Genomic DNA, 23,925 nt, shown 5'->3' with positions numbered 1-23,925 from the left:
TTTTGTTTTAAGACGTAGAGTTAAACGCTAAAGTAGCGCTTTTCACAAACATAAAGAGTTTAAAGGTTAAGTTTTTGTTAACCTTATGTCAATTTAACGCCATGATTTCCCAATGCGCTGCCTTGAAGGATGCCAAAATTTCTGTTTTCACCCTTTTTGGTAAGCCGACCGAACGAACGCCAAAAACAATCCCGTCCCTACCCCAACTGCCGCAAATACAATTGAATAGTATTCGAAAGCCCGAAGTAAAGAGCATCAGAGATCAGGGCGTGCCCAATTGAAACTTCAAGCAGGCCTTCGATATTTTCCTGGTAAAACCGGAGGTTGTCGAGATTGAGGTCGTGCCCGGCGTTGATACCCAACCCGGCTTCCCGGGCCACCTTTGCAGCCTGAACGTGAGGCGCAACCGCTTTCTCCCGGTTTGCTTCAAACTGTTTGGCATAATCTCCGGTATAGAATTCGATGCGGTCTGCACCTGCCTCCTTCGCCCCTTCCACATATTTGGCAACTGGATCAACAAAAACAGACACCCTCACGCCTGATGCGTGCAGCTGCTGTGTGATGTCTTTTAAAAAGGCTTTGTGCTTAATGGTGTCCCACCCCTGATCAGAGGTCAGCACATCGGGGCTGTCCGGCACAAGCGTAGCCTGTGTGGGCTGGTGTTGCTGCACCAGCTCCATAAATTTTTCCGTGGGGTTGCCTTCTATATTGAACTCGGTGGTATTCACGGCTTTTAGCTGCGGAATATCGCTGTAGCGGATGTGCCGCTCATCCGGGCGGGGGTGCACGGTGATGCCTTCTGCTCCGAACCGTTCGCAGTCTTTTGCGACTTGCACCAGATTCGGGAGGTTGCCCAACCGGGCGTTTCGGATTAGCGCAACTTTATTGATATTTACACTTAGACGAGTTGGCATGCCATCTTTGATTTTTGGATTAGGAGTAAATTTGTAGAACGTTTTTCGGTCTGCTTGGTTGCCTGAACACCGGGGCAACGGCTGCGCAATACAACGCCAGTTACCGGAAGCCCTAAGGTTGCCACAATTTTCCTAACTTCGACCGGAATAGAGACCAACTTATGGATACAGAAAATTTACCGCCACTGGGCGTATTCCTGCTCCTAATCCTCTTTATGATGGTGGGAGCCGGAATTGGCAGCGGGCTCGGATACCTGGCCGCACAACTGCAGGGACTGGAGCTGAACACCGTGATTACTGGCTTTAATGAACAAAGCCCGGTGGAAGAGCGCAACCTCGTACGGGTAGTCAATCTTTTTTCCCAGCTTTTCGTATTCACGGTTTCCTCTGCGCTGACGGCTTATCTGGTTTACCGCCAACGAGCCTTACATTATCTAAGGCTGGACCGGGGAGCTTCCGTCAATATACTTTCCGCAGCGGTGGCCTTTATTTTTGGCATCTTTATTTTCTCTCAGTTTCTGTACTGGCTTAATATGCAGTTGCCCTTGCCGGACTGGGCCAACAATATGGAGGGCGATGCTGCCGAAATGATCAAAGGGATTTTGGTCATGAACTCTGCGGGCGAATTCCTGCTCACGCTTTTCGTCGTGGCCGTTCTCCCGGCAATTGGAGAAGAGTTATTGTTCAGAGGTATCATACAGCAGCAACTGGAGCGCATGGGGCAGAACCCCGTATTGGCCGTCTGGATGGCAGCCTTTATTTTCAGCGCTTTTCACCTTCAATTTGCCGGTTTTTTCCCACGCTTATTTCTGGGGGCTGGGCTGGGCTATTTGTACCTGTGGTCCAGAAGCCTCTGGGTACCTATTCTGGCGCACTTCTTCATCAATGGTATGCAGATCGCCGGGCAGTATATACAGAAAAATGCGTTGGCGGAATCGACCATTGAAGATGTCAACTGGTGGGCGACCGGTTTGTCCGTATTACTAATTGCGGGATTGAGTTACTATCTTTACCAGCATTATTTAACAAAAGTAAAACCAACGGAGGCTGAAGAAACGCCCCTGCAGCCCTAACTGATATACCAAAACATGAATGGTCTGATCCAACGCGCCATTACCGGTATTATTTTCGTCCTCGTCGTAACAGGCTGCATTTACGCAGGCCCAGTGAGCTTCGTGGCCCTGTTTGCCGTTATTACCGGAGGCGCGCTGTGGGAATTCTTCGGGCTCGTGCTCACCAAGCAGCACCGCCGGGATATGATACGGCGCATGCTGGCACTGGGGCTTGGGCTCGTGCCCTTTTTTATGAGCACCATCGTGCAACTCCAACTGGTACCAAACCGGGAAGCCTTTATCGCTATTTCCTCCCTTTTGTTTTTTCCGTTCACCTTTTCGGTCTTCATCTATGAGCTGTATACAAAATCGGAGCGCCCCTTTGAAAACGTAGCCTTTGTGATGCTGGGTATGGTTTACATCGGCGTCCCCTTCGCGCTGCTGCTTTTTGTAGCTTTTGACAGCGGTCTGTATTATCCGAATCTCGTTTTTGCACTTTTAGTTATGAACTGGGTGAATGATTCCGGCGCTTACTTTGTAGGCTCTAAGTTCGGGAAAACGCCCCTCTTCCCGCGCATTTCCCCTAAAAAGACCTGGGAGGGCTCAGCTGGAGGAATGATCTTTACGCTTGTTTTCGGGATGATCCTGTACTACACTTTTCAGGAGCTGGACCTGCGTGACTGGCTGGTACTGGCCGCCATCGTTGTGATTTTTGGCTCGCTGGGCGACCTGGTGGAGTCTATGCTCAAGCGGAGTGTGCAGATAAAAGACTCGGGGGGGCTGCTCCCGGGGCACGGTGGGCTACTCGACCGATTCGATGCGTTTATCTTCCTGCTCCCGTTTGCGACAGCCTACCTCCTTTGGATCCGATAGAACATTATTCTCCCCCATGTGCTTAGGATATCAGATCTTCCACCTAAATTTGGAGCAAAATTAACGAACATACCTCATGGCAATCATACACCGCGAAGGGCATCGCATGCTCATCATTTTAGGCCTCGCCCTAGCTGTCCTTAATATCGTCACTTACCTGGCCTGGCCTGGTTTTTTATGGCTGGCTACGGCCGCATCCCTTATCTTTTTTGCCTTAGTTCTACAGTTTTTTCGCAATCCGAAAAGAACGATCCCCAAAGCAGATGACACGCTGATCTACGCCCCCGCAGACGGGCAGGTAGTTGTGATCGAAGAAGCCGAGGAGACCGAGTACTTCAACAGTAAGCGCCTGCAGGTTTCCATTTTCATGTCTCCGCTTAATGTACATGTCAATCGTAACCCGCTGGGTGGAGAAGTTCGGTATCTGAAACACCACCCGGGCAAGTATCTCGTCGCCTGGCACCCTAAGTCTTCTACTGAAAACGAGCGGACCACCGTGGTGATTAAGAATGGGCAAACGGAAGTCCTGCTTCGTCAAATCGCCGGGGCCATGGCTAAGCGGATTCGCAATTACCTTAGCATTGGCGACCGCATTACGCAGGGCAGTGAGATGGGCTTCATCAAGTTTGGGTCAAGGGTAGACCTCTTCCTGCCGCTTGATGCAGAAGTGAAGGTCAATATCGGTGATAAAGTAAAAGGAAATAAAACGGTGATCGCGAAGGTTTAACGCTCTGTCCAGATGACTTCTCCCTGCTCGTTGAGGTATTGCCAGCGGTTTTGATAGACCACCTGTGCCAGTCCGGCCCGAAAAGGCAGTGCAGCCTGATAACGGGGTGGGATCCGCCAGACGCCATCTGTACCGATGTAGCCCCAGTGCCCCTTATTCTTCACTTGCGCCAGTCCATTCGAGAAAACGCCGGCATCCTGGAAGCCAGCCTTGATCACGAGATGACCTGCCGTGTCAATGTAACCATAGCGGCCGTGCAGTTCCACCGGCGCCCGGTCATTCCCAAAGTCACCGGCAAATGTGTAGCGGGGCGCAACCAGTAGAGCCCCTTCTGTATTTATAAAACCGTACTTTTCGTCTTGTACAATAGTGGCCATTCCATTGAAAAACTCACCGGCCAGGCCACCTTGCGGTGCATCGAACTGCGGTTCCAAAAGCAGCTGCCCTGCCGTGTCTATCAGGCCCCACTGCTCCCCTTCCCACACTGCAGCAACTCCGTCACGGAAGGCCTCTGCTCTATCGTACTGAGGGGTGATCGCAAGGGTGCCGGACTTGTCAATGTAGCCCCACTTTTCTCCAATTTGCACGGCAGCAAGCCCTTCACTAAACGGGCCGGCCGCATCAAACTCCGGCCGAACAGCCCATTCCCCATCCGGGCTTATGAAGCCAAAATAAATGCCTCTGGCAACTGGCGCTAACCCTTCTGAAAAGTCGCCGGCGGCATCAAACCGCAGGGGGATTTCCAAATCGCCGCGCCGGTTGATATACCCCCAGCGGCGCACCAGCTGTACCCGGGCAAGCCCTTCTTCAAAAAAGCCAATGAACCGGAACCAGTGCTTGAGCAGCAAGCGCCCCATCTCGTCCATGTGCACCAGCTTATCATTAAACCGGACACGGGCGAAGCCATTGTAGAAATCCTCAACCTCCAGATACTGCGGCTCAATAACCACATCCCCGATACGGTCGATGAATCCGTAGCGGCCCCGGTCACGAATAATGTAAAGCGGGCTGTCCATAGGCAGATTTGGGCAAAATTTTGGGCGAATATACTCTATCCGGTTGGCTTTGCCGCATTGGCTACCCTCAAATCTGCCTCGCAGGGATACATCAGGGGCGGTTGACCATCAGTTTCAATACCTGCATGCGCCCTTCCTGCTGCAGCCTGACGAAGTACAAGCCGGAGGGGTAACCGCCAAGGTCCAGGCGGTGCGTAGCTCCGGAAAACGTTGCCGTTTCTAAGACCTGCCCGTTAGACCGCAACAGGGATAGGTGTACCGGACCGGCCCCGATGTCGCCGTCTAACCTGACCGTAGCGCTTTCAGCTGCCGGATTAGGAAAGACCTTAGCATCCATAACTGAAGTGGGCATCGATGCTGTACCCGATGGCGTTTCCAGCGACAAGCGGAATACCCAGGTTTCCAAGGCATCAAGCACCGCATTGCTAATCACCCAGTTTTCAATGCCCCCGGTGGCGTTTACAGTGAGCGTGCCCATATCTGTGTCCGACCGGATTTCTGTAATCCGGTATTCTCCGGCGGGCAGGGAAGACACCGGCAGATTGAAGGTGGTATTGAAAAAGCTGTTGAAGCCCATATTCGCGACCATCACCAAGGCCTCCTCTTCCAGAATGCGGGCATAACTCAGGATTTCTTCCGAGCTGCACTGCACATCCAGCAGGTAGCCGCGGCGCAGGGCTTCCTCTTCGTTACGCAAGTGCACAAGTTCCCGGTAAGTATTGAGCAGGGAAGACGGGTTACTCTCCATATTCGCTACGTTATTAACCGTGTAGCCCCCTCCTACTCCAATCCAGGGATTTCCATTGGTGAACCCCGCATGAGCGCCTCCTGTCCACTGCATGGGGCGGCGGATGTTCTCATGGGCGCCGGTGCCCAGCATGCCTACTTCTTCCCCGTAATAGATAAAGGGAACGCCAGGCAGCGTCAAATAAATAAATGCCGCCTGCTTCATTTTGTAGTCCACTGCCTGAAACTGACTGTAGATGCGGTCGATATCGTGGTTGGTCAGGAAGGTCGCATACTGAAGCTTGGGGTACCCCTCCTGAATGACGGCCAACTGCTGTCGGATGGGCGAAGCGGTTTCCCCATTGACACCGGCGATGATCCCGTAAGCCAGGTCGAAATCGAAGCACAGGTCCAGCCGCTCCTCCGTGACGTAAGGCAGTATGGAAGCGGTATTGGACCACACCTCTCCTACCGTTACGGCGTCCGCATTTGCGTTTTTGTACAACGTTCTGAAATCCTCCAGCAGCTCGAAGGTCTCAGGCGTATTCTCCAAAATTGTCCCATCTTCATCGAGGTACTTGATGGCATCGAGCCGGAAGCCATCCACGCCTTTGTTGAGCCAGAACTCAGCGATGTCAAAGATTTCCTCTTTCACCGGAGGGTGGCTGTAGTTGAGATCCGGCATGCCGCCCCAAAACAGGCCGTAGTAGTAATCCCCGTTGCGCGGGTGCCAGACGGTCTGCCCCCATGGGCCAATGAAGCCCGGATTGGAGTCCGACCACACGTACCAGTCCCGGTAGCCGCCCAGGCTGTTGACCGATTGCTGAAACCAGGGGTGCTGATCTGAAGTATGGTTCATGACGAAATCGATGATGATTTTAATGCCCCGGTCGTGGGCGGCACCCAGCAAAGCTTCAAAGTCCTCCATAGTGCCGTAGTCCGGCTCCGTGGCATAGTAATCCGTAACGTCGTAGCCATGGTAGGAAGGCGATTCCATCATCGGCATCAGCCATATGCCGGTAATGCCAAGATCGGTATCGGTATCCGGGTCGCCATCGTTCAGGTAATCGAGTTTTTCGATGATGCCCTGAAAGTCCCCTATGCCGTCTCCGTCACTATCGTAAAAACTGCGGACGAAGATTTCGTAGAAAACGGCGTCGTTCCACCAGTGTGTCTCGAAGTCGAGGGAGAAAGCCGGGTCACAGAGGGTGCAGCTGTTGAAGCAATACACCAAAGGCCCGGTGCCACCAACCTCCGCCTGTACCGTACGTACCCGCTGCCCATCCGGCCCTTCCACCGAACAATCCAGAGGCGGTGCCTCCACTGTGCTGCCATTGAGGAAAACATACTGATAATCACCGGGAGGCACACTCAGGCGGGTTTCGAATACACCATCCCCATCCTCATCTTGTAAGGGGATAGCCGTAGGGTCCCAGTTCGCCGGAAGCCCGGCTGCTTCCTGGAAGTCGCCCATCACGAAGACGCCCTCCGGAGCGACCGTTTCCATTTCCATATTGACGGCTAGGCGCAGCGTGGCATTGCAGGAATCAAAGGTGACCGCCGGAAGACTTAGCCCGGCCTCTCCTACTGTCACCTGCCGGTTGAAGTTGCCGCCACCATCGCCAATCGCGCAATCTGCGGAAGGCAGCTCCGGTTTTTCATTCCAGCTGCTGCCATTGACAAATTTGTACAGGTAAGTGCCGGGGGGCACCTCTACGGTCAGTTCATACACCTGGTCTCCGTCCGGGTCCGCCAAAGGGGAAGCGCCGGGCATCCAGTCCCCGCCGTACCCCGCAGCGGCCTGAAAGTTGCCGGCAACGTGCACACCGTTGGGCGACAGGGTTTCCTGGCTCATGTCTACCCTGAAGGTTAGGGGGACGGGTTGGGCGGGACTTGTTACAGCAACTGCGAAAAAAAGAAGGATTAAGAAAAAGGAGCGAGATGTATTCATATTTACAGGGTTAAGATAGGTGATGAACTAAAGGCGTAGACAAACAGGAACCAGAAGTAACCATATTTTGTTATCTTGCTAAATGCTATTTTACCAAAAGTTTCACAATGGGGCAAATCAATGATATTAAGCTAGACTTGATAAAGCTGGTTACCAAGATATCTGATATAGATCATTTATGGTCGATTTATCAGACGGCTGTCTCTATGCAAGAAAAGTCGCCCGAAAGCAATGAAACAGAGGATCCGTTTTTGAAGGGTCAAGTCCAAGTCAGAATGGGTGTAACTAAAGACCAGGTGTTTGAAGAACAGGGTAACAAATCGATCAACTTCCAGGAATTACAGGAAATTGTTGCCGATAGCGAACCTTGGGAAGTCTCTCTAGAAGAAATGCTAGATCAACTCGACTAGGAAATATGGACTATTTATTGGACTCCAACATCATCCTGACCTACAGCCGGAGTGATAAAATAACCCGCCGACTCGAAGCTAATTATAAAATCTTTGACGGTCAAAACCGAATTGCGTTATCCGTAGTCTATATAAGGAGAAATTGAAGCTGCTATTCTTAAGTTGGGCCTTAGAGAAGGAAGAAAAAGAAGAATTCAGTACCTGATGAACCGTTTAACCATTTTCGGGATCAACTTCGATAAGATCATTCAAAAATACGCCGAGATTGACGCTTACAGCCAGGGTAAGATCAAAACCCCACTGCTAAGTTTTCCTCCAGAAACATGGGTAAAAATGATTTGTGGATAGCTACGACAGCAAGTGCTTTCGATTTGCAACTTGTCACTATGGATAAAGACTTCAATCATTTAGCTCCATCCTACATAGACTTACTTTATGTTGAAACAACCTAACCGCTCAAAAATAGTGGGTCTCTCATCTGACATACCTTGACTCTCGTGTAGCGATTTTGAAAACAATGGCTTATTTTAAAAAGCAAAGGTAAATCTTATGAAGCCATTAATACTGTGCATTATCATTTCACTTGGCGCCTCCTCAGCCAATGCTCAGGTCGAATGGGCGCTCGATGAGCTATTCCCGGATAGCATCAAGACTTTTGTAGTGTCTCAGCGGGGGGAGCACTTGCTTAATTCCACCTACGGATTTAATAGTCCACAACTGGTAGTAGGAAATGCAGAAGAGCCAGAGGTATTCTTTCTGGCTGTACACGAGAGCAACGGAAACGGTAGTAGTACTCTTGATATTTCAGATATTATCGAACTGCCAGACTCCACTTTCGTTATCCCTCACATCACAGCTTGGATGGATAGTCAGGGTTGGGTGACTTTTATAAGGTATTTCCAACATTACAATACTTTATGGGAAGATTCTGTACCACGCTGTGACCACAATCTTTCTCATAATCTAACCGGTCCTACTGGAGATGCTTTCCCAACCGGTGAAATAGCCCTGCTTGCGACAGAGGCTCACTTCGGCTTCAATTATGCGAACAGTGGTTCGTTTTTTGTAGAATCCTGTCAGCCCTTGTGGGAATCCTACTTTGAATTCCAGGTGCAGGATCAAACGATCACTTCAGGTGGGCGCTTGATTTATACTGGTCCTACTGGCTTGTACACGATTTCCGCACAGGGAGTTCCGACCGCTCACTTTCCGCAGTGGCATTTCAGCCGCATCGAGCCCAATCAATACAACGGCATCATCGGCTACCGGCACGATTCACTTTTTGCCCTTTCACCTGATTTTGAAATCCTGCAGGCCGCTGATTTCACAGCCGACTCTATTTTGGATTTCTCAACCGGACACGGCAAGGTAGCCGTGCTTACGCAAAGCCAGCAAGCCTATATTTTCAATGACAGCCTTCAATTGCAGGGCAGCTTCCCTTTGAATGAAGATAGTGAATTTTGGCGCGTGGATGTGGGTTCGGAATACCTGGGGCTTGCCGGACTGGAAACATTTGGCTCCGATATGCCCACCGGAGGTACAGAAGCCTTTTTCTCCACTTCCTACACCTTTGAAGGCGAAGACTTTGGGCTCGACCGGGACCTGGGCGTTGTTGGGTACCAATTAGGAGCGGTGCGTTACACGCAGGGCGATCCGGCTTTTCCAGGGTTTAGCCGGACTTACTTTGACTCGGTTGTAGTCCAGATACAAAATTTCGGTGACGAAGCTGTCAGCCGGTTCAAAATTCGGTCCGGTAATCGTCCCGCACGCTTTGCCTATGATGTCGAAGGGCAGGACCTTCTCCCCGGCAATACTTTACAGGTGACGCTGAGCAATTTCTGGATCCACACCGAGGGCGACGCGGGAGACCTGGAGCCCGTTTGCTTCTGGACCTCACACCCCGACTACAAGACCGATGCCAATTCAGGGAATGATGGCACTTGCGCAGATTTTGTAGTCAGCACGCCAGACGTCCAAAAAGCAATTGAATTTAAGGTCTTTCCTAACCCCGCTCAGGATCAGCTATTCGTTGACTGGGGTGGTTCCGGGGCTGCCACTTGCCGTATTCTTCATCCCACGGGGCAAATCATGGAACAATTTGTGCTGACTGCACAAAGCAACAACCCACTCCAGGTAAACCTCAGTCCGTATCCGGCGGGCATGTATATCGTGTCTTTTCAGACTGCCGAAGGGGAAAGTGCAGCAAAGCGGTTTATCATCGCCCGGTGAGGCACGCCTTTTTAAAGCGTCAATTCCACCCCAAACGTAAAGGTACGGGCGGGCAGGTAGGTGTTGCGGCGGTCGATGCCCAAAAAATATTTATTTGAATGCAGCGTTAGACTTGCACGCCGGGTTCTGAAGGTGAATCAAATACCCTAGATATGAGACCTGTAACCTTAATTCCTATTGTTTGTATCCTGTTTTTAAGCTTTTCCGGTGCTGCACAAAGCCGTTTTTCCTTCGGTGTAGAATTGTTCCCGCACGTATCCTGGGAGTTAGACCCAATTATTGATGCTTACGAGCCCCGGTTTTCGAAACACGCCGGCATGCAGGTCGGCTATCAGTTGGGGCAAAATTTCCGGTTACAGTCCGGACTAGCCTATACCGAGCTTGGGCGCCGGTTCCAGATTGACGGTGACGACCTTCGCTGGGGCAATCAACATGATGGGCAGGGTGGCTTCAATCCGGATATCCCAGCACCAAATATTGGTACAGTAACCCACAATACTGTGCATCGCTATGTAGAAGTGCCATTCAGGCTAACCTACCTTTCACCCGGTGAGCAGACCCGTTTTTACCTATCCGGTGGTATTGCTCCCCGTTTCCACATACAATCGGTTGGAAAGATCCGGCATGAGCTGCCCGATAATACAGGTACAGACCGCCGCACTGAGCCCATTTCCAACGTTGACTTCGACCGGATACAGCTAAGTATTCTGGGCAGTGCAGGCGTTGAAATGAACCTGGGGCAGACCACTTTCTTCGCAGGCCCCCGTATTCAGTACCAGCAGCTCACCGGCGAATCAGAGTCGCTCACCGGGCCCAATGCCTTTGAGCTCGGGTATGTGCAATTGGGGCTCGAATTTGGGGTGCGGTTTAATTAGCCTGCTACCAGAGCGCCTTGGTGTAGAGGCGCTTAACGTCAGAAGCAGCGTGGGCGGTAGGCGTACCCAGTACAAACGCTGTATTATTGTAGATGGCAATGTCATCGTAAAACAAGATATTAAGGGGTACCGGCTCCCCTATTTGCCCCGTGCTCAGGTCAATGGGCGCCAGCAGGTAGCCGGTCTCGTCGCGCAGCAGCGCATAGAATGACTCTGTTTTTATATCCTGAATGACCCGGTCGTTCCAATCTTTGTGTTGTACATAATGGGCAGGCATTACCTGTTTTGGCCGGCCTTCGGCATCGAAATATTCAATCCGCTGTTCATCGTGGTTGAACAGGATCAACTCCCCGCCGGACAGAAAGAGAAAATTGTCCTGAGGGTTGTTGTAAAAAACCCGCTGTAGAAAATCTGCGTCTGTTTGGCGGGTACGGATGTAATCGTTTTCCGCTTTGGACACATCACCTGTATTGGAGATCGACTGGCACTCCATAATCAGGCCGAGGTCTGCCATGTAGTTGTCCAGCTGCTCCGCGTAAAGGACCTGCCGGAAGTTATCGAGCGTGCCATTGGTCAGGCTGGCACGCAGGTATCGCTTTAGCAGGCCCTGATAAGCCAAATTTTCATAGTACATCGCCTCCTCGGTACTGCACCGGCAGTCGCGGTAAGCACCAATATAATCTGTGTACTTCATCGTTTCCAGGGGTACGATTTGCGCGCGGGTATAGCCCAGGTTGATGTAGCGGTAATTGGCCAGCAGGTAGAGGCGGTTGCGGCAATTGACCTCAATATCAGTGACCCGGCGCAGATCGAGTTGCTGCTCAAAAAGCAATATACCGTCCGGGGAGCGGACTTCAATCCAGGCATTGCTCCCCGTGCGTTTCCGGCTGAGGGTAAAGAGGTAATCATCCCAAATAGCAAAGGCGAAAGGCAGGCGGTCTTCCGGGCTAAGCTGCCGGAGTTTTTTCTGTGCAAGGACCTCTACCAGGGGTAAATTAGCGGGTACGGGTTGAAGGGCAATCTGAAGCGCGTCTGCCTGCTCCACTACCACTGTATCTGTAAGGTAGCCGATAGCAGAAACACGGATTTGGGCGGGCCACTCCCGGACAGAAAGCTCAAACTGCCCGTCTGCATCCGCGGCAGTGCCCGTCTTTTCCGTAAGGAGAAGCAGGTTGGCAAAAGGGATGCCTACGCCTGTTTTAGCATCCTTTATTTTTCCCAATACAGCATTAGATTGACCAATAAGATTGATAGCCAACAGACAGCATACCGAAGCACTTAAAAGTCTTTTATTCATGGCTTTACTCTTTTGATATTGACAAGCCACAGCGCAAGAGGTTCATTGCAGTACTATTGCTCCGCACGAGTATGCCCTTTACTGATCGATCCGATATACAGTGCTGCACTTTGTGTGCAGATGACCACACCTCATTTTCCACTGTATCCCTGACCGGTATTCATGAAAATCCCGTAAAAGGCATCCTGCCCGCCTCTTCGGCCTCCTACCGGCTACCAGCATACGACTTGCTGGCTCCGGGGAATCTGCCGCAATGACGTTTTTGCAACGGGTACTCTACCAACATATCTTTGCCACCAATCGCATTCAAAAGTAACAGATTTGTCTTTTCCGGGTATAATGGCCTTTTTTGGGAACAAAATGCATCTTGTTGTGTAATTTTAGAACTGTCGTTCATTTAGCACCAATATACTTCACTAAAACTCAACATTAACGATGAAAAAGATTTTGAACACCCGTGTATGGATCCTTACAGTAGCGGTCCTTATGGGCACGGTATCCTGTACGGAGGAGGAAAATATACTGCGTGGTACGACGACCGATCTGGAAGAAGAGTTGTTGACTGGACCAATTGATGTTCAACTCATTGCAGCACCGGAGGATGATCGCCTGCCCATGGATCTGGCAGCGGAAGTTACCGGACCTGATGCCGGTGTGGTGTATATGATGTCTGGCGAAAAGCAACTAATTTTCAAGGTTAGCGAAACAGATCCGCGACTGGCAACGCTATCAATGGATATCCGCCGCGTGGACCCTATCACAGAAGACAACCCTGTCAAATTCACGCTGAGGCTTACTGCGGAAGGCTACGAGGTTGTCAACCGCGTATTTCATCTTACGGATGCCAGCGGAGAAACCTGCGGGATTCGTTTGACGCGTGAGGACGATAGCAACGTCAAGGCAGAAGACGTTACATCAGGAAGGTAGGCCTTGTCTAAAATCTAACGAAAAGGTCAAATTGCTAATCAAAATACAGCCTAATCAACACTGGCTCAATGGGGGTACTTCCACCGGAATGCCCTATTTTTTATTCTTACCCTCAGATCAGCAAAGCGCCCTTCAGATTTTCAAAAAGACAGGTAAAGCAAAAGCAGCTGCACAGGGGAACTTATGCAGTCTTTCGATTCCGCAGCATACTCCAGGCGATAAAGCCGCCCAGCAGTATCTTCACGATAGCGCCCGGCCAGAATGGATAAAAGCCATACTCCATCGCTTTGCCCCATCCGTACAGGTGCGCCAGCCACAGCAGCCCACTTCCCACAATAACGGCTGTGCCCAGCCCATTAGCAAGGAGGCTGTAGCCCAAATGCTGTCCCCATCCCCGGCGGCGCAACAAGCCCATAACTAATGCGGCTATAAAAAAGCCAATAAGAAACCCCCCGCTCCCCCCCGAAAAAGACGACCATCCACTGCCCCCTTCAGCAAAGACCGGTAGCCCCAGCCCGCCGAGCAGCAGGTAGAGCAGTACCGCACCCCCACCCCACGGGAAGGGCAGTAACAGCCCAACCAAAAGTACAGCCAGGCTCTGACCGGTGATGGGGATGCCGCCCAGGGCTTCCGGTACAGGGAGGGCGACTCTGGCCATGATGGTGATGAAAAGAGTGCTGAGGAGGAGGTTGAGGAGGTGGGTGCTGGTATTCATAAAAATTGTTTTTGCCAAAAACTCCACACAATTTGTTAGAAATTTCGTTTTTTTGAGGAAACTTTCAACTACGAGCGGTACTTTTGTTATGACTATATTTCAATCAGAAGCCACGACCATGCCTTTGCGCGATGATTTTCCGCCGTCGGGCAGCGATTACCTGGGCGGTGAGAGTGATGGATACGAGTACCGGACGGTTTTCGGGGGTTCCCGCATCGAAAGCACCTATGAGATGGTGCGGCAATTTCTGGCGGAAGAAGGGTACGAAGACGTGCCACTGCCTAAAGACGCCGATGAGCTCAGGCTGTTCCGCCTGCCGACGCGCAACAAGCAAATCCTAATGTTTGAAGACAATGGCTACGTACATAACCCCATAAAAATCCTCTTCCCGCAAGACCGCCGGAAGAGGAGTACGTTGATACTTTGTATTTACAATGAGGCTGACCCGCAGCATTTGCTAAAATTCCACCGTATTCTGGAACGGGTGGAAGCGGCAAAGTCCGAATAACACTTCTATTCCAGCCCTTTCAGCTTATCGATGCTTACGGCATCGAGGGCTTCGCGCAGGGCACCTTCTTCAATATTCCGGCCTTCTACCGTAATGATGTACCGGTCTTCGGCAATGATGCTGACTTGCCCTTCCTTTCTTTTGCTGTCGTATTCTTCGAAAGCCTTGTAACCATCGATCATAGTAGTCCGCTCATAGCCGCTGTCTGTCTCTTTGTCAATCTCTACCGATGACCAGGCTGCAGCACTGGCCAAAATCATGGAAACGCCTGCAAAATCGATTACAGAAACGTCCAGAGATTGCTCTCCGTCTCCGTATTCTGCCTGCGCCGTTGACATCTTGAAGCCCATAGCGCCCACCTTCTCCCCGGTGTGCGAAGTCCGGTCCATACCCGCAATACGCTCGGGCAAAAGGGCTTTCAGTTCCCGGAAGTCCACCACTTCTTTAGTTTCTCCGTCTCCGCCTAATTGCTTCATGGCATCGCTCATGGCTTTTTCCATGGTTGCCGCCGGATCGTCAGAAGATGTGCCTTCGGAAGAGGTGGAGGCCTCCATGGATTCATTGGATGCGGAAGTATCTTCGCTGCCACCGCAGGAAGTCAGAAGGCTGGCCGCCAGGAAAAGAAGTGGAAAAATCAGTTTTCGGGTTTGCATAGTGATTGAGGTTTTTGATTTGGTACCAAATTTACGAAAATCCATTCCCCGTACCAACTGCTTTCGACGAATGCTTAAATCAGCACCATTAGACTCAATGCCCGCACGATGCTACTCCGCACTTACTATGAACTGGAAGAGTACGATGCGCTTTTTGCGCTTCTGGACAGCTCCGAGGTCTACATCCGCCGCCAAAAAGGGATGGGCTATCACCGGTCTCACTATCAGGCTTTATTGCAGTTCACCCGGCGGCTCCTCCATTTGCCGGAAGGCGATAAAGGCGGCAGGGCTCAACTCAAAGCGGACATACAGGCGGCGCCTGCCACGGCGAAACGCGGCTGGCTACTGAGCAAATTGGATTGACGCTTTCAGGCAAACAAAAAGGCAACACCAAATGGCATTGCCTTTTTGTTTTTAGGATGGCTATTGCTTACTCTGCAGTATCCTCCGGCGCTTCTTCCTGCTTTTTCTGCGGGCGCATCTGCGGGAAGAACAATACCTCCTGAATGGAATGCTGATTGGTCATGAGCATGGTCAGGCGGTCAATACCGATACCGAGGCCTGAGGTCGGGGGCATGCCGTATTCCAGCGACCGCAGGAAGGCATCATCCAGCGCCATAGCTTCTTCGTCGCCCCGCTCGGCCAGCTTAAGCTGCTCTTCGAAGCGCCCCCGCTGATCAATCGGGTCGTTCAGCTCGGTGTAAGCATTGGCAATTTCCTTGCCATTGACAAAAAGCTCGAAGCGCTCCACCAGGCCGGGCTTGCTGCGGTGCTTTTTCGCCAGGGGCGTCATCTCGATGGGGTAATCCGTGATGTAGGTGGGCTGAATCAGATTGGCCTCTACTTTTTCTCCGAAAATTTCATCGATTAGCTTGCCACGGCCCATGCTCTCATCTACCTCAACGTGTAGTTTTTTGCAGGTGGCGCGCAGTTCCGCCTCGTCCATTTCGGAAATATCAATTCCTGTGTATTCCTCGATCGACTCGTACATGCTCATGCGGCGGTACGGACCAGCGTAATCAATCAGGTTGCCCTCGTATTCCACTTTGGTGTGCCCGGTGACTTCGATGGCGATGTACTCCAGGAGCTTCTCGACCATCTCCATCATCCAGTTGTAGTCCTTGTAGGCAATATAGATCTCCATGGAGGTAAACTCCGGGTTGTGGGTGCGGTCCATACCCTCATTTCGGAACATTTTGCCGATCTCGTACACGCCTTCAAACCCGCCTACGATGAGGCGCTTGAGGTAAAGCTCGTTCGCAATTCGCATGTAAAGCGGCATATCGAGCGTGTTGTGGTGTGTTTTGAAGGGCCGGGCTGCTGCCCCACCGTGGATAGGCTGCAGAATAGGGGTTTCCACTTCCAGCCAGCCACGGTCATCGAAGAAGCGGCGCATGGCTGAGACGAGCCGGCTTCGCTTGAGGAAAATTTCCTTCACATGCGGGTTCACCGTCAGGTCGAGGTAGCGTTGGCGGTAGCGTTGCTCAGGGTCGGTGAAGGCATCGTAGACGTTGCCTTCTTCGTCCCGCTTAACCACAGGAAGTGGAGAAAGGGTTTTACCCAGTACTTTCAGCTCCGTGACATGCACGGTAATTTCGCCCATTCGGGTACGGAACACATGGCCCCTCACGCCGATGTAATCGCCAATATCCAACAGCTTTTTGAAGACCTTATTGTACATTTCCTTGTCTTCGCCCGGGCAGATTTCATCCCGTGCGATGTAGACCTGAATACGGCCGGTGCTGTCCTGCAGTTCAGCGAAAGAAGCTTTGCCCATGACACGGCTGCCCATTAGGCGGCCGGCGATGCTTACATCCTGGAAATTCGGTTTATCCCCCTCGTCATTGAATTCTTCCTGGATTTCTTTGGCGTAAGCGGTCACGTCAAAGGCTTCGGGAGGGAAAGGGTCGATGCCGAGCTCACGGAGTTTCTCCATATTCTCCCGGCGCAAGATTTCCTGTTCGCTGAGTTGCATGTGGTTTTGCGTTGATTTTTATTGATTAGCACATCCTGCTAAATAAAGCTGCAAAAGTAGTGTTAATTAAAAAATTGCAGAAATATATGGTTGTAAACCTTCTGCTACTCTTATGAGTTCATTCTTCTGATTGCTAATTAGAATTATGCTCAAAATCGCTTTTTCGCCCATCTACAAATACGAGCTGCCGGAGAAACACCGGTTCCCAATGATCAAGTACGAGCTCATCCCGGAGCAGCTGCTGTACGAAGGGACGGTCTCGGAGGATCAGTTTTTCCACCCTGACCCACTGACGGAGGAGGAAATCCTGTGGACCCACGATGCGGCGTACTGGGAAAAACTCAAAACTCAAACACTGAGCAAAAAGGAGATCCGTGCCATCGGCTTCCCCATGTCGGAGAAGCTGATCCACCGGGGGCGGCATATTGCGAATGGCACGGTACAGTGCGCGCTTTTTTCACGGCAACATGGGGTTGCCATGAATGTGGCGGGCGGCACGCATCACTCCTTCACCCACAAAGGTGAGGGTTTTTGCGTGTTCAATGACATCGCTATTGCTTCCAATTACCTGCTTCACCATGGCATTGCCCAAAAGATACTGGTGGTCGACCTTGACGTGCATCAGGGCAACGGCACCGCGCAAATTTTTCAGCATGACGACCGGGTCTTCACCTTTAGCATGCACGGCGAGAAAAACTACCCCCACCGCAAAGTCCCATCCAACCTCGACATCGGGCTGCCCGACAAAACCGAGGATGGCCCCTACCTCAAGGCCTTGCGCGAAACCCTGCCCCGCCTTATCGACGACGTGCAGCCCGATCAGGTCTTCTACCTTTCCGGGGTGGACGTGATTTACTCCGACAAGCTCGGCCGCCTCAGCCTAAGCCTGCAGGGCTGCCGGGAGCGCGATGAATTCGTCCTCAAAACCTGTAAAGCCAATAATCTGCCGGTCGCCATCAGCATGGGCGGCGGCTACTCGGAGCGGCTGGCGCACATTGTAGAGGCACATGCGAATACGTTTCGGGTGGCGGAGGAGGTATTTTTCTAATGGGTTGGGAAAAGACAAAACCGGTAGCAAGCTCATGGAGTTACTGCTACCGGTTTTGCATAATTGGATTACTCCTTTACTAACTTTCTGACCACCTGCCGCCCCTCAGCAGTCATAAGCTGAACCAGGTACATACCGGGAGACAACCCGTTCAGATTTACGGTGGCGCGCTGCCCCTGCAAGCTAAAGGTTCGTACTGCCTGAGCATTAGTATTGACCAACCGGCCCTGTACAAAGTGGCCGGGCGCATTCCACTCCAGGTAAACCTGACCGGCAGCGGGATTTGGAAAAAGTTTAAGGCCAGTCCTCAAATCCAGTTCCGATGTATTAGTGAGGCCCATGCAAATATCGTCTTCGAAGCAGATTGCCCCATCAGCACCGTACTCCAGTACCGTGATGTGTACGATATAGGCACCGCTCGCAGCGTAAGTATGGGTAACGCCCAGGTCACTCGCATTTACCTGCTCCGTCTGCCCGTCGCCCCAATCGATGAGGACCTCGCTACAGTGGGTTAGCAGCGGGTTGTCGAGGGTGGCAACATGACCGTTTGTGGTATAGGTAAAGCCATTTTGCACAGCGTTTTCGAAAGCCATCTCGTCCCGGCAGCAGAGGCTGTGCAGGCATACATCGTCGAGCGCCAGATAAGCCCCGGGCTGTACGCCATCAGTACGGGTAAAAAACAGGGCATTGGCACCGGAAGCCGGGAATGCCGGGTCGCTGGAATCAATGATATAGGTGTAGGTCGTAAAGTTGTTGTCGCAACCGGAGAGTATAGGTTCCACAACCACCTCCCAGCTATCAGCGAATAAAGCCGCATTGAGTGGGACCGTGCCGCTGGAAACTGCCGCCCCTCCGTTGATGCTGCCATTGGCCAGGAAGACACTCAGTGAGGCAGGGGTGTTGGGCGAGAAGAGACAGGCTACTTTGAACTCCAGTTCGTAGACACCTGTGTTGGGCAGTATCGTAGTGCTCAGTTCATTGAGCACTCCTTCCCGATAGACATCCCCTCCTTGTATCCTCGACCAAAAACCGGCGAATTGCCCCTGAGACAGCGGTAGAGGTGCCGTGAGTGATGCAGGTACACCCGTCAGGTCACTGTAGAAATCCGCCGAACTGGCACCGGCACCGGCATTGCTCCAAATGCCTCCCCAGTTGGCTGCATTTGTAATATCCTCATCTCCGGTGGTCGGTGTGCCGGTCTCGAAATCCCCGTTTTGCACCAGATTGCCTTCGCAAGAGAACTCCTGTTCACCACTGAAGCAAAGCGTATCCAGGCCAGTGCCTTCGGATACGACTGTCATAGGCGGCATCATTTCGGCGGAAGCCGGGCTGTCGTATGTAAAGGGGTCGCCGGTAAAACCGAATGCTTCCATGATCGTATCGAGTACCAGCGTATCTCTCGGGCCACAGAATTCGTACGTCTCGGCATTCAGGTGGGCAAACTGCCGGACGATCAGGCCGACATCCTGCCCCTGCGCACCGGTATAGGAGACCATCGCGCTATGCTGTGCATTGATATTGACCAGCGACTGCGGGTAGTAAAAAGTGCGCAGTGCTCCTGGAAAAAAAGGCGCTGCGGTGCTTACGCCATTCAGGGACTGGGAAAGATTGGTCTCGGCATAATGGACTCCAAATGTCTGTGTGGACAAGTCATAGTCTACCAAAAAAGTCGGCTGCCCGCGCCCCTCATCGTCGACCCACTGCCCGTCGCGCCCCCGGCCCTTTATAAGCAGCTTGTCCGTAAAGGGCGCTTTGATCATAGTGTGCCCGTATTTGTCCAGGTCGAAATTAGTGGAAAAGGATTCAAAGGAAGCGGTATTGTCCAGGGCTCCGGTCGCTGCATCGAACACACTAACCCCCAGATGGTGAGAAACCGAGATATTGGTCAGCACATAAACCTGCTGTGCCGCCTGATCGTAATAAGCACTTGCTCCGTTGTCAATAGCATTGCCGGTGTAATAGCTGGCGTCCCAGAGTTCGTTGCCATTGGGGCCCAGCATAAGAGCGAGTATGCCCTGCCGTTGTTGCCCAATTGGCGTTAGCATATTTTTGCCGCCCGTAATGAAGTAGCCCTGATCCGTTAGTGTTACATGGGAAGCAGCATCATAATCCCGAGGGTATATACTCCCAAGCGGCACCTCGAAATACTGCTCCCAGGTGACGCTCAGGCTTTGGTCGAGTTTGACGCAAAACCCTTCTTTTTCCGCATTCTGAAAACTAAACAAGCCCGGGTCTTCATGGATCATCCCCACCAAAACGAAGCCCTGACCGGCAGCATTGGGCGTCGCTTTGATGTGCAGCCCCATGCCGTTGGTGTTAGGGTCGTTTCCCTGTTCCAGTACCCGGCTCAATTGCAGGTTGCCAGTTCCGTCAATGGTAAAGATGACCGTACGCCGCACGCCACCCATCTCTGCATACCCAGTGACCACGTACCCGGCTGTCCCGCCAGTAAGAAATGGGGCTATACTCATCGCCCAGGTACCACTCCCAATTTGGTAGGTTTGCTCGAAAATAATGGATGCATCCGCATCATCAATTCGGATGACGTGCGCCTGATACTCGTCTGTGATTTTATCATGAAGGGTACCCGCCAGCAGCAGGTCCTCAGACCCATCTCCTGCGGCGGTAATGGAATAGTCCTTGAAATCATAGCCGGTTTTGGCAAAAGTGCGTTCACAGGTGGTCTGAGCATTCAGGTTCGTAAAGAGGGTAAAGGTCAGCAGTAAAATTAAGGATTGGAGTTTCATAACTTATAGGTTTATGTGCGTTGGCAAAAAAAGCCCTCATCGCTATATCACAGGAATCGGGAAAATCTTACCCTTGGGAGTCAAAAATCTTCAGAGAAAAGGCGTACCCGCTGAACAACTTCTGCATGCTTATCGTATCCAACTGCTCCTGTCCGAAGCAGGGGCCAAACCCGAATGCCAGGAATGCTAGTATGACGGGGACACATCGTACGGACAAGAAAGCGGAGGAAGATGTTACAACTGTTCGATAGACTGATGCTGCTTTCATGTTAAACAGGATTGAATGATGAAGTAATTTATCAACCTATCGTTTGGTATGGGGAAATCTTACCCTTGGGAGGGGAAAAAATTATTAAGCACGCTGACACCTTCCTGTTGGGGACTATACGGCTTGTACAAACCTACCAGCTACCAGCGGTCTCCACGACCTTTCCAACCAACGGAATTGAGAATGTAATTGCTCACTCAGGATATCCCACACTTTATATCGCTTCAACTCAGTGTTTACATTAGCCGTGTCGCTTCTTTGACCTGCAAACGGGATCTTTTCCTGGCTGATGTGGTGGAGCACAGGGGTGAAAAACAAACAGAACACCTGCCTTTTGATAAATTTTCCGTTTTAAAACTTTGAACAAAAACACAAAAAATGTATTTTTAGGGGCGAAAATTATTCTCTGTATCACCAACCCCTGAAAAACCATGACAAAATCACACTCCGCCCGCCCTGGTTCCACGAAGGCGGGACACAACCCCGAGTTGGAGCTCGCGCGCGAATTCGTAACTCATACCAACAAATGTATTTTCCTGACTGGCAAAGCCGGAACCGGCAAGACTACCTTTTTGAAGACCCTCAAAGCCAAACCACCCAAACGGCTGGCAGTGGTCGCCCCTACCGGCGTAGCTGCGATTAATGCGGGCGGGCAGACAATCCACTCCCTGTTCCAATTGCCTTTCGGGCCTATTGTGCCCGGGAATAAACGGGACAACCGGCTGTTCCGGCGGCTCAGCCGAAAAAAGGCGAGGCTACTGCGGGCGCTTGACCTGCTTATTATTGACGAAATAAGCATGGTGCGGGCAGATGTGCTCGACGGCATCGACGAGGTGCTGCGCCGCTACCGGACTCCACACCAACCTTTTGGTGGTGTCCAACTGCTGTTGATTGGAGATTTACATCAGCTGCCTCCGGTCGTGAAGGACGAGGAATGGGGACTGTTGCGTTCATATTATAACACTCCTTTTTTCTTCAGCAGCAAAGCCTTGCAGCTAACGGAGCCCGTGACCATTCAGCTAAAACATATTTACCGGCAATCAGACGATACCTTTATCCACCTTTTAAATAAGGTGCGCAATAATCAGATAGATGAAGTAGTCCTGGAGACGCTCAACAGCCGGTATCAGCCGCTTGACCAATTGCCGGACAAAGATGATTATATCACCCTCACCACCCATAATTACAGCGCCAATACCATCAATGCAGAACAATTGTCCGCGCTTCCAGGCGAAGTACACCGGTTTGCAGCGAAAATCAGTGGCGACTTTCCTGCCCACGCCTATCCGGCTGACGAAGAGCTGCACCTTAAAGTGGGGGCACAGGTGATGTTCATCAAAAATGACAATAGTACTGACCGCCGCTACTATAATGGTAAGATTGGTAAAATCATATCGATCGATGAGGAAAAAGGAATCACCGTGCAATGCCCGGGCGACGATTCGGATATTACAGTGGGCAGAGAGGAATGGCAAAATCGCAAGTACAAGCTCAACGAACGGGTGAAGGAAGTGGAAGAAAATGTCGTTGGCACCTTCACGCAGTACCCTTTGAGATTGGCCTGGGCCATCACCATCCATAAGAGTCAGGGGCTGACCTTTGAGCGGGTGATTTTAGATGCGCAGGCGGCTTTTGCGCACGGCCAGGTGTATGTGGCGCTAAGCCGGTGCAAGACCTTTGAGGGTATTGTGCTGCGCTCGCGTATCCGAAGCTCCAGCGTCAGGACGGACACTAAGGTGCAGCAATTTTCTGATGAGGCAGAACGCAATGCGCCGGATGATGCCAAATTGCAGGATGCTAAAGTCGCTTTTCAGCAATCCATGCTGCAGGAATTGTTCGACTTCCGGATCTTGAAAAAGCACATGCAGCGCGCCCAGCGTTTATTGCTGGAATATGAACACAAATTACTGCCGGGTGCGGTAGCGCCTTTTCAGGAAGTCTGGAACTTCGCAGAACAGGAGCTTTATCCGGTAGGGCAGCGCTTTCAGGCTCAGCTGCAGGCCTTCTTTCAGGAGGGAGGCATGCCCGCAGAAAACGCAGCGCTGCAAGATCGCACTAAACAGGCAGCAGCCTGGTTTGCCAGTCAGTTGAAGGCCTCCGTTCTGGAGCCTCTAAAAACCATTTCTATTGAAACCGATAACCAAAAAACCGAGGAGACCATACAGGAGGCACTGGAGCAACTACACGAAGAAGTCTTCATCAAACTGAAGGGGCTGAGCAAGACCGCTTCCGGCTTCTCTCCGGCTGACTTGCTCCGGGCAAAAACGGACGCCATGCTGGACTTCAGGCAGCAGCCATCGGCTCCGGTAGCCCCAACAGTTGCTAAACTCAGTCGGGAAAAGGTGCCCCACCCTGAGCTGTTGCAGCAACTGATTGAATGGCGGCGGTCGGAAGCAAATGCACAATCTCTGCCCATCTTCCGAATTCTACCTAACCAGGCTCTGTTCCATATTGCAACTCATCTGCCCAATACACCTGAATCACTGAAGCGCAGTTACGGCATCGGTAAAAAGCGGTTGGAACAATACGGAGCAGCCTTGTTGAAAATGGTGCAGGATTATTGCAGCAGACAGGGAGTTGAACCACCACCTGTATTCAACAAAACCCCACTGAATACTGAACCGGTAAGTACCGGCACAAAAACAGGCACAAAAGAGGAGACGTTGGCCAGGTACCGGAAAGGTATGACCATTGAGGAGATAGCCAGGGAACGAAATCTGGCGGTATCAACAATCGAAGGGCATATCGCCCACTTTATTAAACAGGGTGTCCTGAGCGCTACCTCATTCCTGAAACCAGAATCCATTGCTGCTATACAGGAAAAGGCAGGGGAGATGAAGGAGTTAAAACTTAGCACTTTACACAGGCATTTTGGAGGCGCTTATTCCTATGGCTTATTGAAAATAGCCCTGGCAAAACCCGAAAACCCAGTCCTCAATCCGGGGCCAAAGGATAGGAAAGCGAGAATGAAAATGGAAGCCATGTTAGAAGAGATGCTAAACACATGAACACAA

Annotated in this window: 19 protein-coding genes; 11 read left to right on the top strand and 8 right to left on the bottom strand. The window is 51.5% G+C overall.

The window, feature by feature from the left end; genetic code table 11:
• Positions 1-197: 197 nt before the first annotated feature.
• The gene (locus tag IX84_RS16050; RefSeq protein ID WP_044222930.1) at positions 198-914 is read right to left on the bottom strand and encodes a pyridoxine 5'-phosphate synthase; all 717 of its coding nucleotides are present in this window, start codon (positions 912-914) and stop codon (positions 198-200) included.
• 161 nt (positions 915-1,075) lie between these two features.
• Here IX84_RS16050 and IX84_RS31095 point away from each other — a divergent pair, with 161 nt between their 5' ends.
• The 3 genes from IX84_RS31095 to IX84_RS16035 all read left to right on the top strand — a co-directional run bounded on the left by IX84_RS31095 (position 1,076) and on the right by IX84_RS16035 (position 3,566).
• Complete coding sequence (locus IX84_RS31095; RefSeq protein WP_052516059.1) at positions 1,076-1,987, top strand: CPBP family intramembrane glutamic endopeptidase; 912 nt, start codon at positions 1,076-1,078, stop codon at positions 1,985-1,987.
• Between the two features lie 15 nt (positions 1,988-2,002).
• On the top strand, positions 2,003-2,839 hold the full coding sequence (locus tag IX84_RS16040; protein ID WP_044222928.1) for a phosphatidate cytidylyltransferase: 837 nt from the start codon (positions 2,003-2,005) through the stop codon (positions 2,837-2,839).
• A 76-nt stretch (positions 2,840-2,915) separates the two neighbouring features.
• Complete coding sequence (locus tag IX84_RS16035) at positions 2,916-3,566, top strand: phosphatidylserine decarboxylase family protein (protein WP_044222926.1); 651 nt, start codon at positions 2,916-2,918, stop codon at positions 3,564-3,566.
• Here IX84_RS16035 and IX84_RS16030 read toward each other — a convergent pair.
• Positions 3,563-4,582: a WG repeat-containing protein gene (locus IX84_RS16030; protein ID WP_044222923.1), complete on the bottom strand. Its 1,020-nt coding sequence runs from the start codon at positions 4,580-4,582 to the stop codon at positions 3,563-3,565. The genes IX84_RS16035 and IX84_RS16030 overlap by 4 nt on opposite strands.
• Before the next feature lie 91 nt (positions 4,583-4,673).
• Entirely contained in the window at positions 4,674-7,163 is a 2,490-nt protein-coding gene (locus IX84_RS31090; RefSeq protein WP_052516058.1) for an alpha-amylase family glycosyl hydrolase, read from the bottom strand.
• 203 nt (positions 7,164-7,366) lie between these two features.
• Here IX84_RS31090 and IX84_RS16020 point away from each other — a divergent pair, with 203 nt between their 5' ends.
• From IX84_RS16020 to IX84_RS16010, 3 genes are all read left to right on the top strand, one after another.
• Positions 7,367-7,669, top strand: coding sequence for a hypothetical protein (locus tag IX84_RS16020; protein ID WP_044222921.1), 303 nt, complete (start codon positions 7,367-7,369; stop codon positions 7,667-7,669).
• Positions 7,670-8,218: 549 nt separating this feature from the next.
• On the top strand, positions 8,219-9,898 hold the full coding sequence (locus IX84_RS16015; RefSeq protein WP_044222918.1) for a T9SS type A sorting domain-containing protein: 1,680 nt from the start codon (positions 8,219-8,221) through the stop codon (positions 9,896-9,898).
• A 152-nt stretch (positions 9,899-10,050) separates the two neighbouring features.
• The gene (locus IX84_RS16010) at positions 10,051-10,773 is read left to right on the top strand and encodes an outer membrane beta-barrel protein (RefSeq protein WP_044222915.1); all 723 of its coding nucleotides are present in this window, start codon (positions 10,051-10,053) and stop codon (positions 10,771-10,773) included.
• Between the two features lie 4 nt (positions 10,774-10,777).
• Here the strand turns inward: IX84_RS16010 and IX84_RS16005 are convergent, their stop codons facing one another.
• Positions 10,778-12,070, bottom strand: a complete 1,293-nt coding sequence (locus IX84_RS16005) for a carboxypeptidase-like regulatory domain-containing protein (RefSeq protein WP_044222912.1) — start codon at positions 12,068-12,070, stop codon at positions 10,778-10,780.
• A gap of 435 nt (positions 12,071-12,505) precedes the next feature.
• On the opposite strand from IX84_RS16005, the gene IX84_RS16000 reads away from it, so the two are divergent.
• Positions 12,506-12,997 carry a hypothetical protein gene (locus tag IX84_RS16000; protein ID WP_044222910.1) on the top strand — a complete coding sequence of 164 codons (492 nt, stop codon included), beginning with the start codon at positions 12,506-12,508 and terminating at the stop codon, positions 12,995-12,997.
• Positions 12,998-13,178: 181 nt separating this feature from the next.
• Here IX84_RS16000 and IX84_RS15995 read toward each other — a convergent pair whose 3' ends face one another.
• Positions 13,179-13,712, bottom strand: coding sequence for a biotin transporter BioY (locus IX84_RS15995; protein ID WP_044222907.1), 534 nt, complete (start codon positions 13,710-13,712; stop codon positions 13,179-13,181).
• A gap of 88 nt (positions 13,713-13,800) precedes the next feature.
• Here IX84_RS15995 and IX84_RS15990 point away from each other — a divergent pair, with 88 nt between their 5' ends.
• Entirely contained in the window at positions 13,801-14,220 is a 420-nt protein-coding gene (locus IX84_RS15990) for a hypothetical protein (RefSeq protein WP_238578292.1), read from the top strand.
• 5 nt (positions 14,221-14,225) lie between these two features.
• On the opposite strand, the gene IX84_RS15985 is transcribed toward IX84_RS15990, so the two are convergent.
• Positions 14,226-14,873: a hypothetical protein gene (locus IX84_RS15985; RefSeq protein WP_044222904.1), complete on the bottom strand. Its 648-nt coding sequence runs from the start codon at positions 14,871-14,873 to the stop codon at positions 14,226-14,228.
• Between the two features lie 108 nt (positions 14,874-14,981).
• On the opposite strand from IX84_RS15985, the gene IX84_RS15980 reads away from it, so the two are divergent.
• Complete coding sequence (locus IX84_RS15980) at positions 14,982-15,236, top strand: hypothetical protein (protein ID WP_044222901.1); 255 nt, start codon at positions 14,982-14,984, stop codon at positions 15,234-15,236.
• Between the two features lie 67 nt (positions 15,237-15,303).
• Here the strand turns inward: IX84_RS15980 and lysS are convergent, their stop codons facing one another.
• Positions 15,304-16,848 carry a lysine--tRNA ligase gene (gene lysS, locus IX84_RS15975; protein WP_081968789.1) on the bottom strand — a complete coding sequence of 515 codons (1,545 nt, stop codon included), beginning with the start codon at positions 16,846-16,848 and terminating at the stop codon, positions 15,304-15,306.
• Positions 16,849-16,993: 145 nt separating this feature from the next.
• Here lysS and IX84_RS15970 point away from each other — a divergent pair, with 145 nt between their 5' ends.
• Entirely contained in the window at positions 16,994-17,896 is a 903-nt protein-coding gene (locus IX84_RS15970; RefSeq protein ID WP_044222898.1) for a histone deacetylase family protein, read from the top strand.
• 68 nt (positions 17,897-17,964) lie between these two features.
• On the opposite strand, the gene IX84_RS15965 is transcribed toward IX84_RS15970, so the two are convergent.
• Complete coding sequence (locus tag IX84_RS15965; protein WP_044222891.1) at positions 17,965-20,643, bottom strand: T9SS type A sorting domain-containing protein; 2,679 nt, start codon at positions 20,641-20,643, stop codon at positions 17,965-17,967.
• Positions 20,644-21,342: 699 nt separating this feature from the next.
• Between IX84_RS15965 and IX84_RS15955 the strand changes: the two genes are divergently transcribed.
• Complete coding sequence (locus tag IX84_RS15955) at positions 21,343-23,919, top strand: helix-turn-helix domain-containing protein (RefSeq protein WP_052516057.1); 2,577 nt, start codon at positions 21,343-21,345, stop codon at positions 23,917-23,919.
• Positions 23,920-23,925 lie beyond the last annotated feature (6 nt).

The sequence above is a fragment of the Phaeodactylibacter xiamenensis genome, from assembly GCF_000759025.1.
GTDB classification, from domain to species: Bacteria; Bacteroidota; Bacteroidia; order Chitinophagales; family Saprospiraceae; genus Phaeodactylibacter; species Phaeodactylibacter xiamenensis.
Note: the sequence above shows the minus strand (reverse complement) of the source record. Positions and strands in the feature narration are given on the sequence as shown.

Coding starts and splice junctions, on each gene's coding strand:
- IX84_RS16020 (WP_044222921.1), top strand. CDS start 7,367: ATGGGGCAAATCAATGATATTAAGCTAGACTTGATAAAGCTGGTTACC.
- IX84_RS15970 (WP_044222898.1), top strand. CDS start 16,994: ATGCTCAAAATCGCTTTTTCGCCCATCTACAAATACGAGCTGCCGGAG.
- IX84_RS15980 (WP_044222901.1), top strand. CDS start 14,982: ATGCTACTCCGCACTTACTATGAACTGGAAGAGTACGATGCGCTTTTT.
- IX84_RS16050 (WP_044222930.1), bottom strand. CDS start 914: ATGCCAACTCGTCTAAGTGTAAATATCAATAAAGTTGCGCTAATCCGA.
- IX84_RS16040 (WP_044222928.1), top strand. CDS start 2,003: ATGAATGGTCTGATCCAACGCGCCATTACCGGTATTATTTTCGTCCTC.
- IX84_RS16000 (WP_044222910.1), top strand. CDS start 12,506: ATGAAAAAGATTTTGAACACCCGTGTATGGATCCTTACAGTAGCGGTC.
- IX84_RS16030 (WP_044222923.1), bottom strand. CDS start 4,582: ATGGACAGCCCGCTTTACATTATTCGTGACCGGGGCCGCTACGGATTC.
- IX84_RS16005 (WP_044222912.1), bottom strand. CDS start 12,070: ATGAATAAAAGACTTTTAAGTGCTTCGGTATGCTGTCTGTTGGCTATC.
- IX84_RS15995 (WP_044222907.1), bottom strand. CDS start 13,712: ATGAATACCAGCACCCACCTCCTCAACCTCCTCCTCAGCACTCTTTTC.
- IX84_RS15985 (WP_044222904.1), bottom strand. CDS start 14,873: ATGCAAACCCGAAAACTGATTTTTCCACTTCTTTTCCTGGCGGCCAGC.
- IX84_RS16035 (WP_044222926.1), top strand. CDS start 2,916: ATGGCAATCATACACCGCGAAGGGCATCGCATGCTCATCATTTTAGGC.
- IX84_RS15955 (WP_052516057.1), top strand. CDS start 21,343: ATGACAAAATCACACTCCGCCCGCCCTGGTTCCACGAAGGCGGGACAC.
- IX84_RS15990 (WP_238578292.1), top strand. CDS start 13,801: ATGACTATATTTCAATCAGAAGCCACGACCATGCCTTTGCGCGATGAT.
- IX84_RS16010 (WP_044222915.1), top strand. CDS start 10,051: ATGAGACCTGTAACCTTAATTCCTATTGTTTGTATCCTGTTTTTAAGC.
- lysS (WP_081968789.1), bottom strand. CDS start 16,848: ATGCAACTCAGCGAACAGGAAATCTTGCGCCGGGAGAATATGGAGAAA.
- IX84_RS31095 (WP_052516059.1), top strand. CDS start 1,076: ATGGATACAGAAAATTTACCGCCACTGGGCGTATTCCTGCTCCTAATC.
- IX84_RS15965 (WP_044222891.1), bottom strand. CDS start 20,643: ATGAAACTCCAATCCTTAATTTTACTGCTGACCTTTACCCTCTTTACG.
- IX84_RS16015 (WP_044222918.1), top strand. CDS start 8,219: ATGAAGCCATTAATACTGTGCATTATCATTTCACTTGGCGCCTCCTCA.
- IX84_RS31090 (WP_052516058.1), bottom strand. CDS start 7,163: ATGAGCCAGGAAACCCTGTCGCCCAACGGTGTGCACGTTGCCGGCAAC.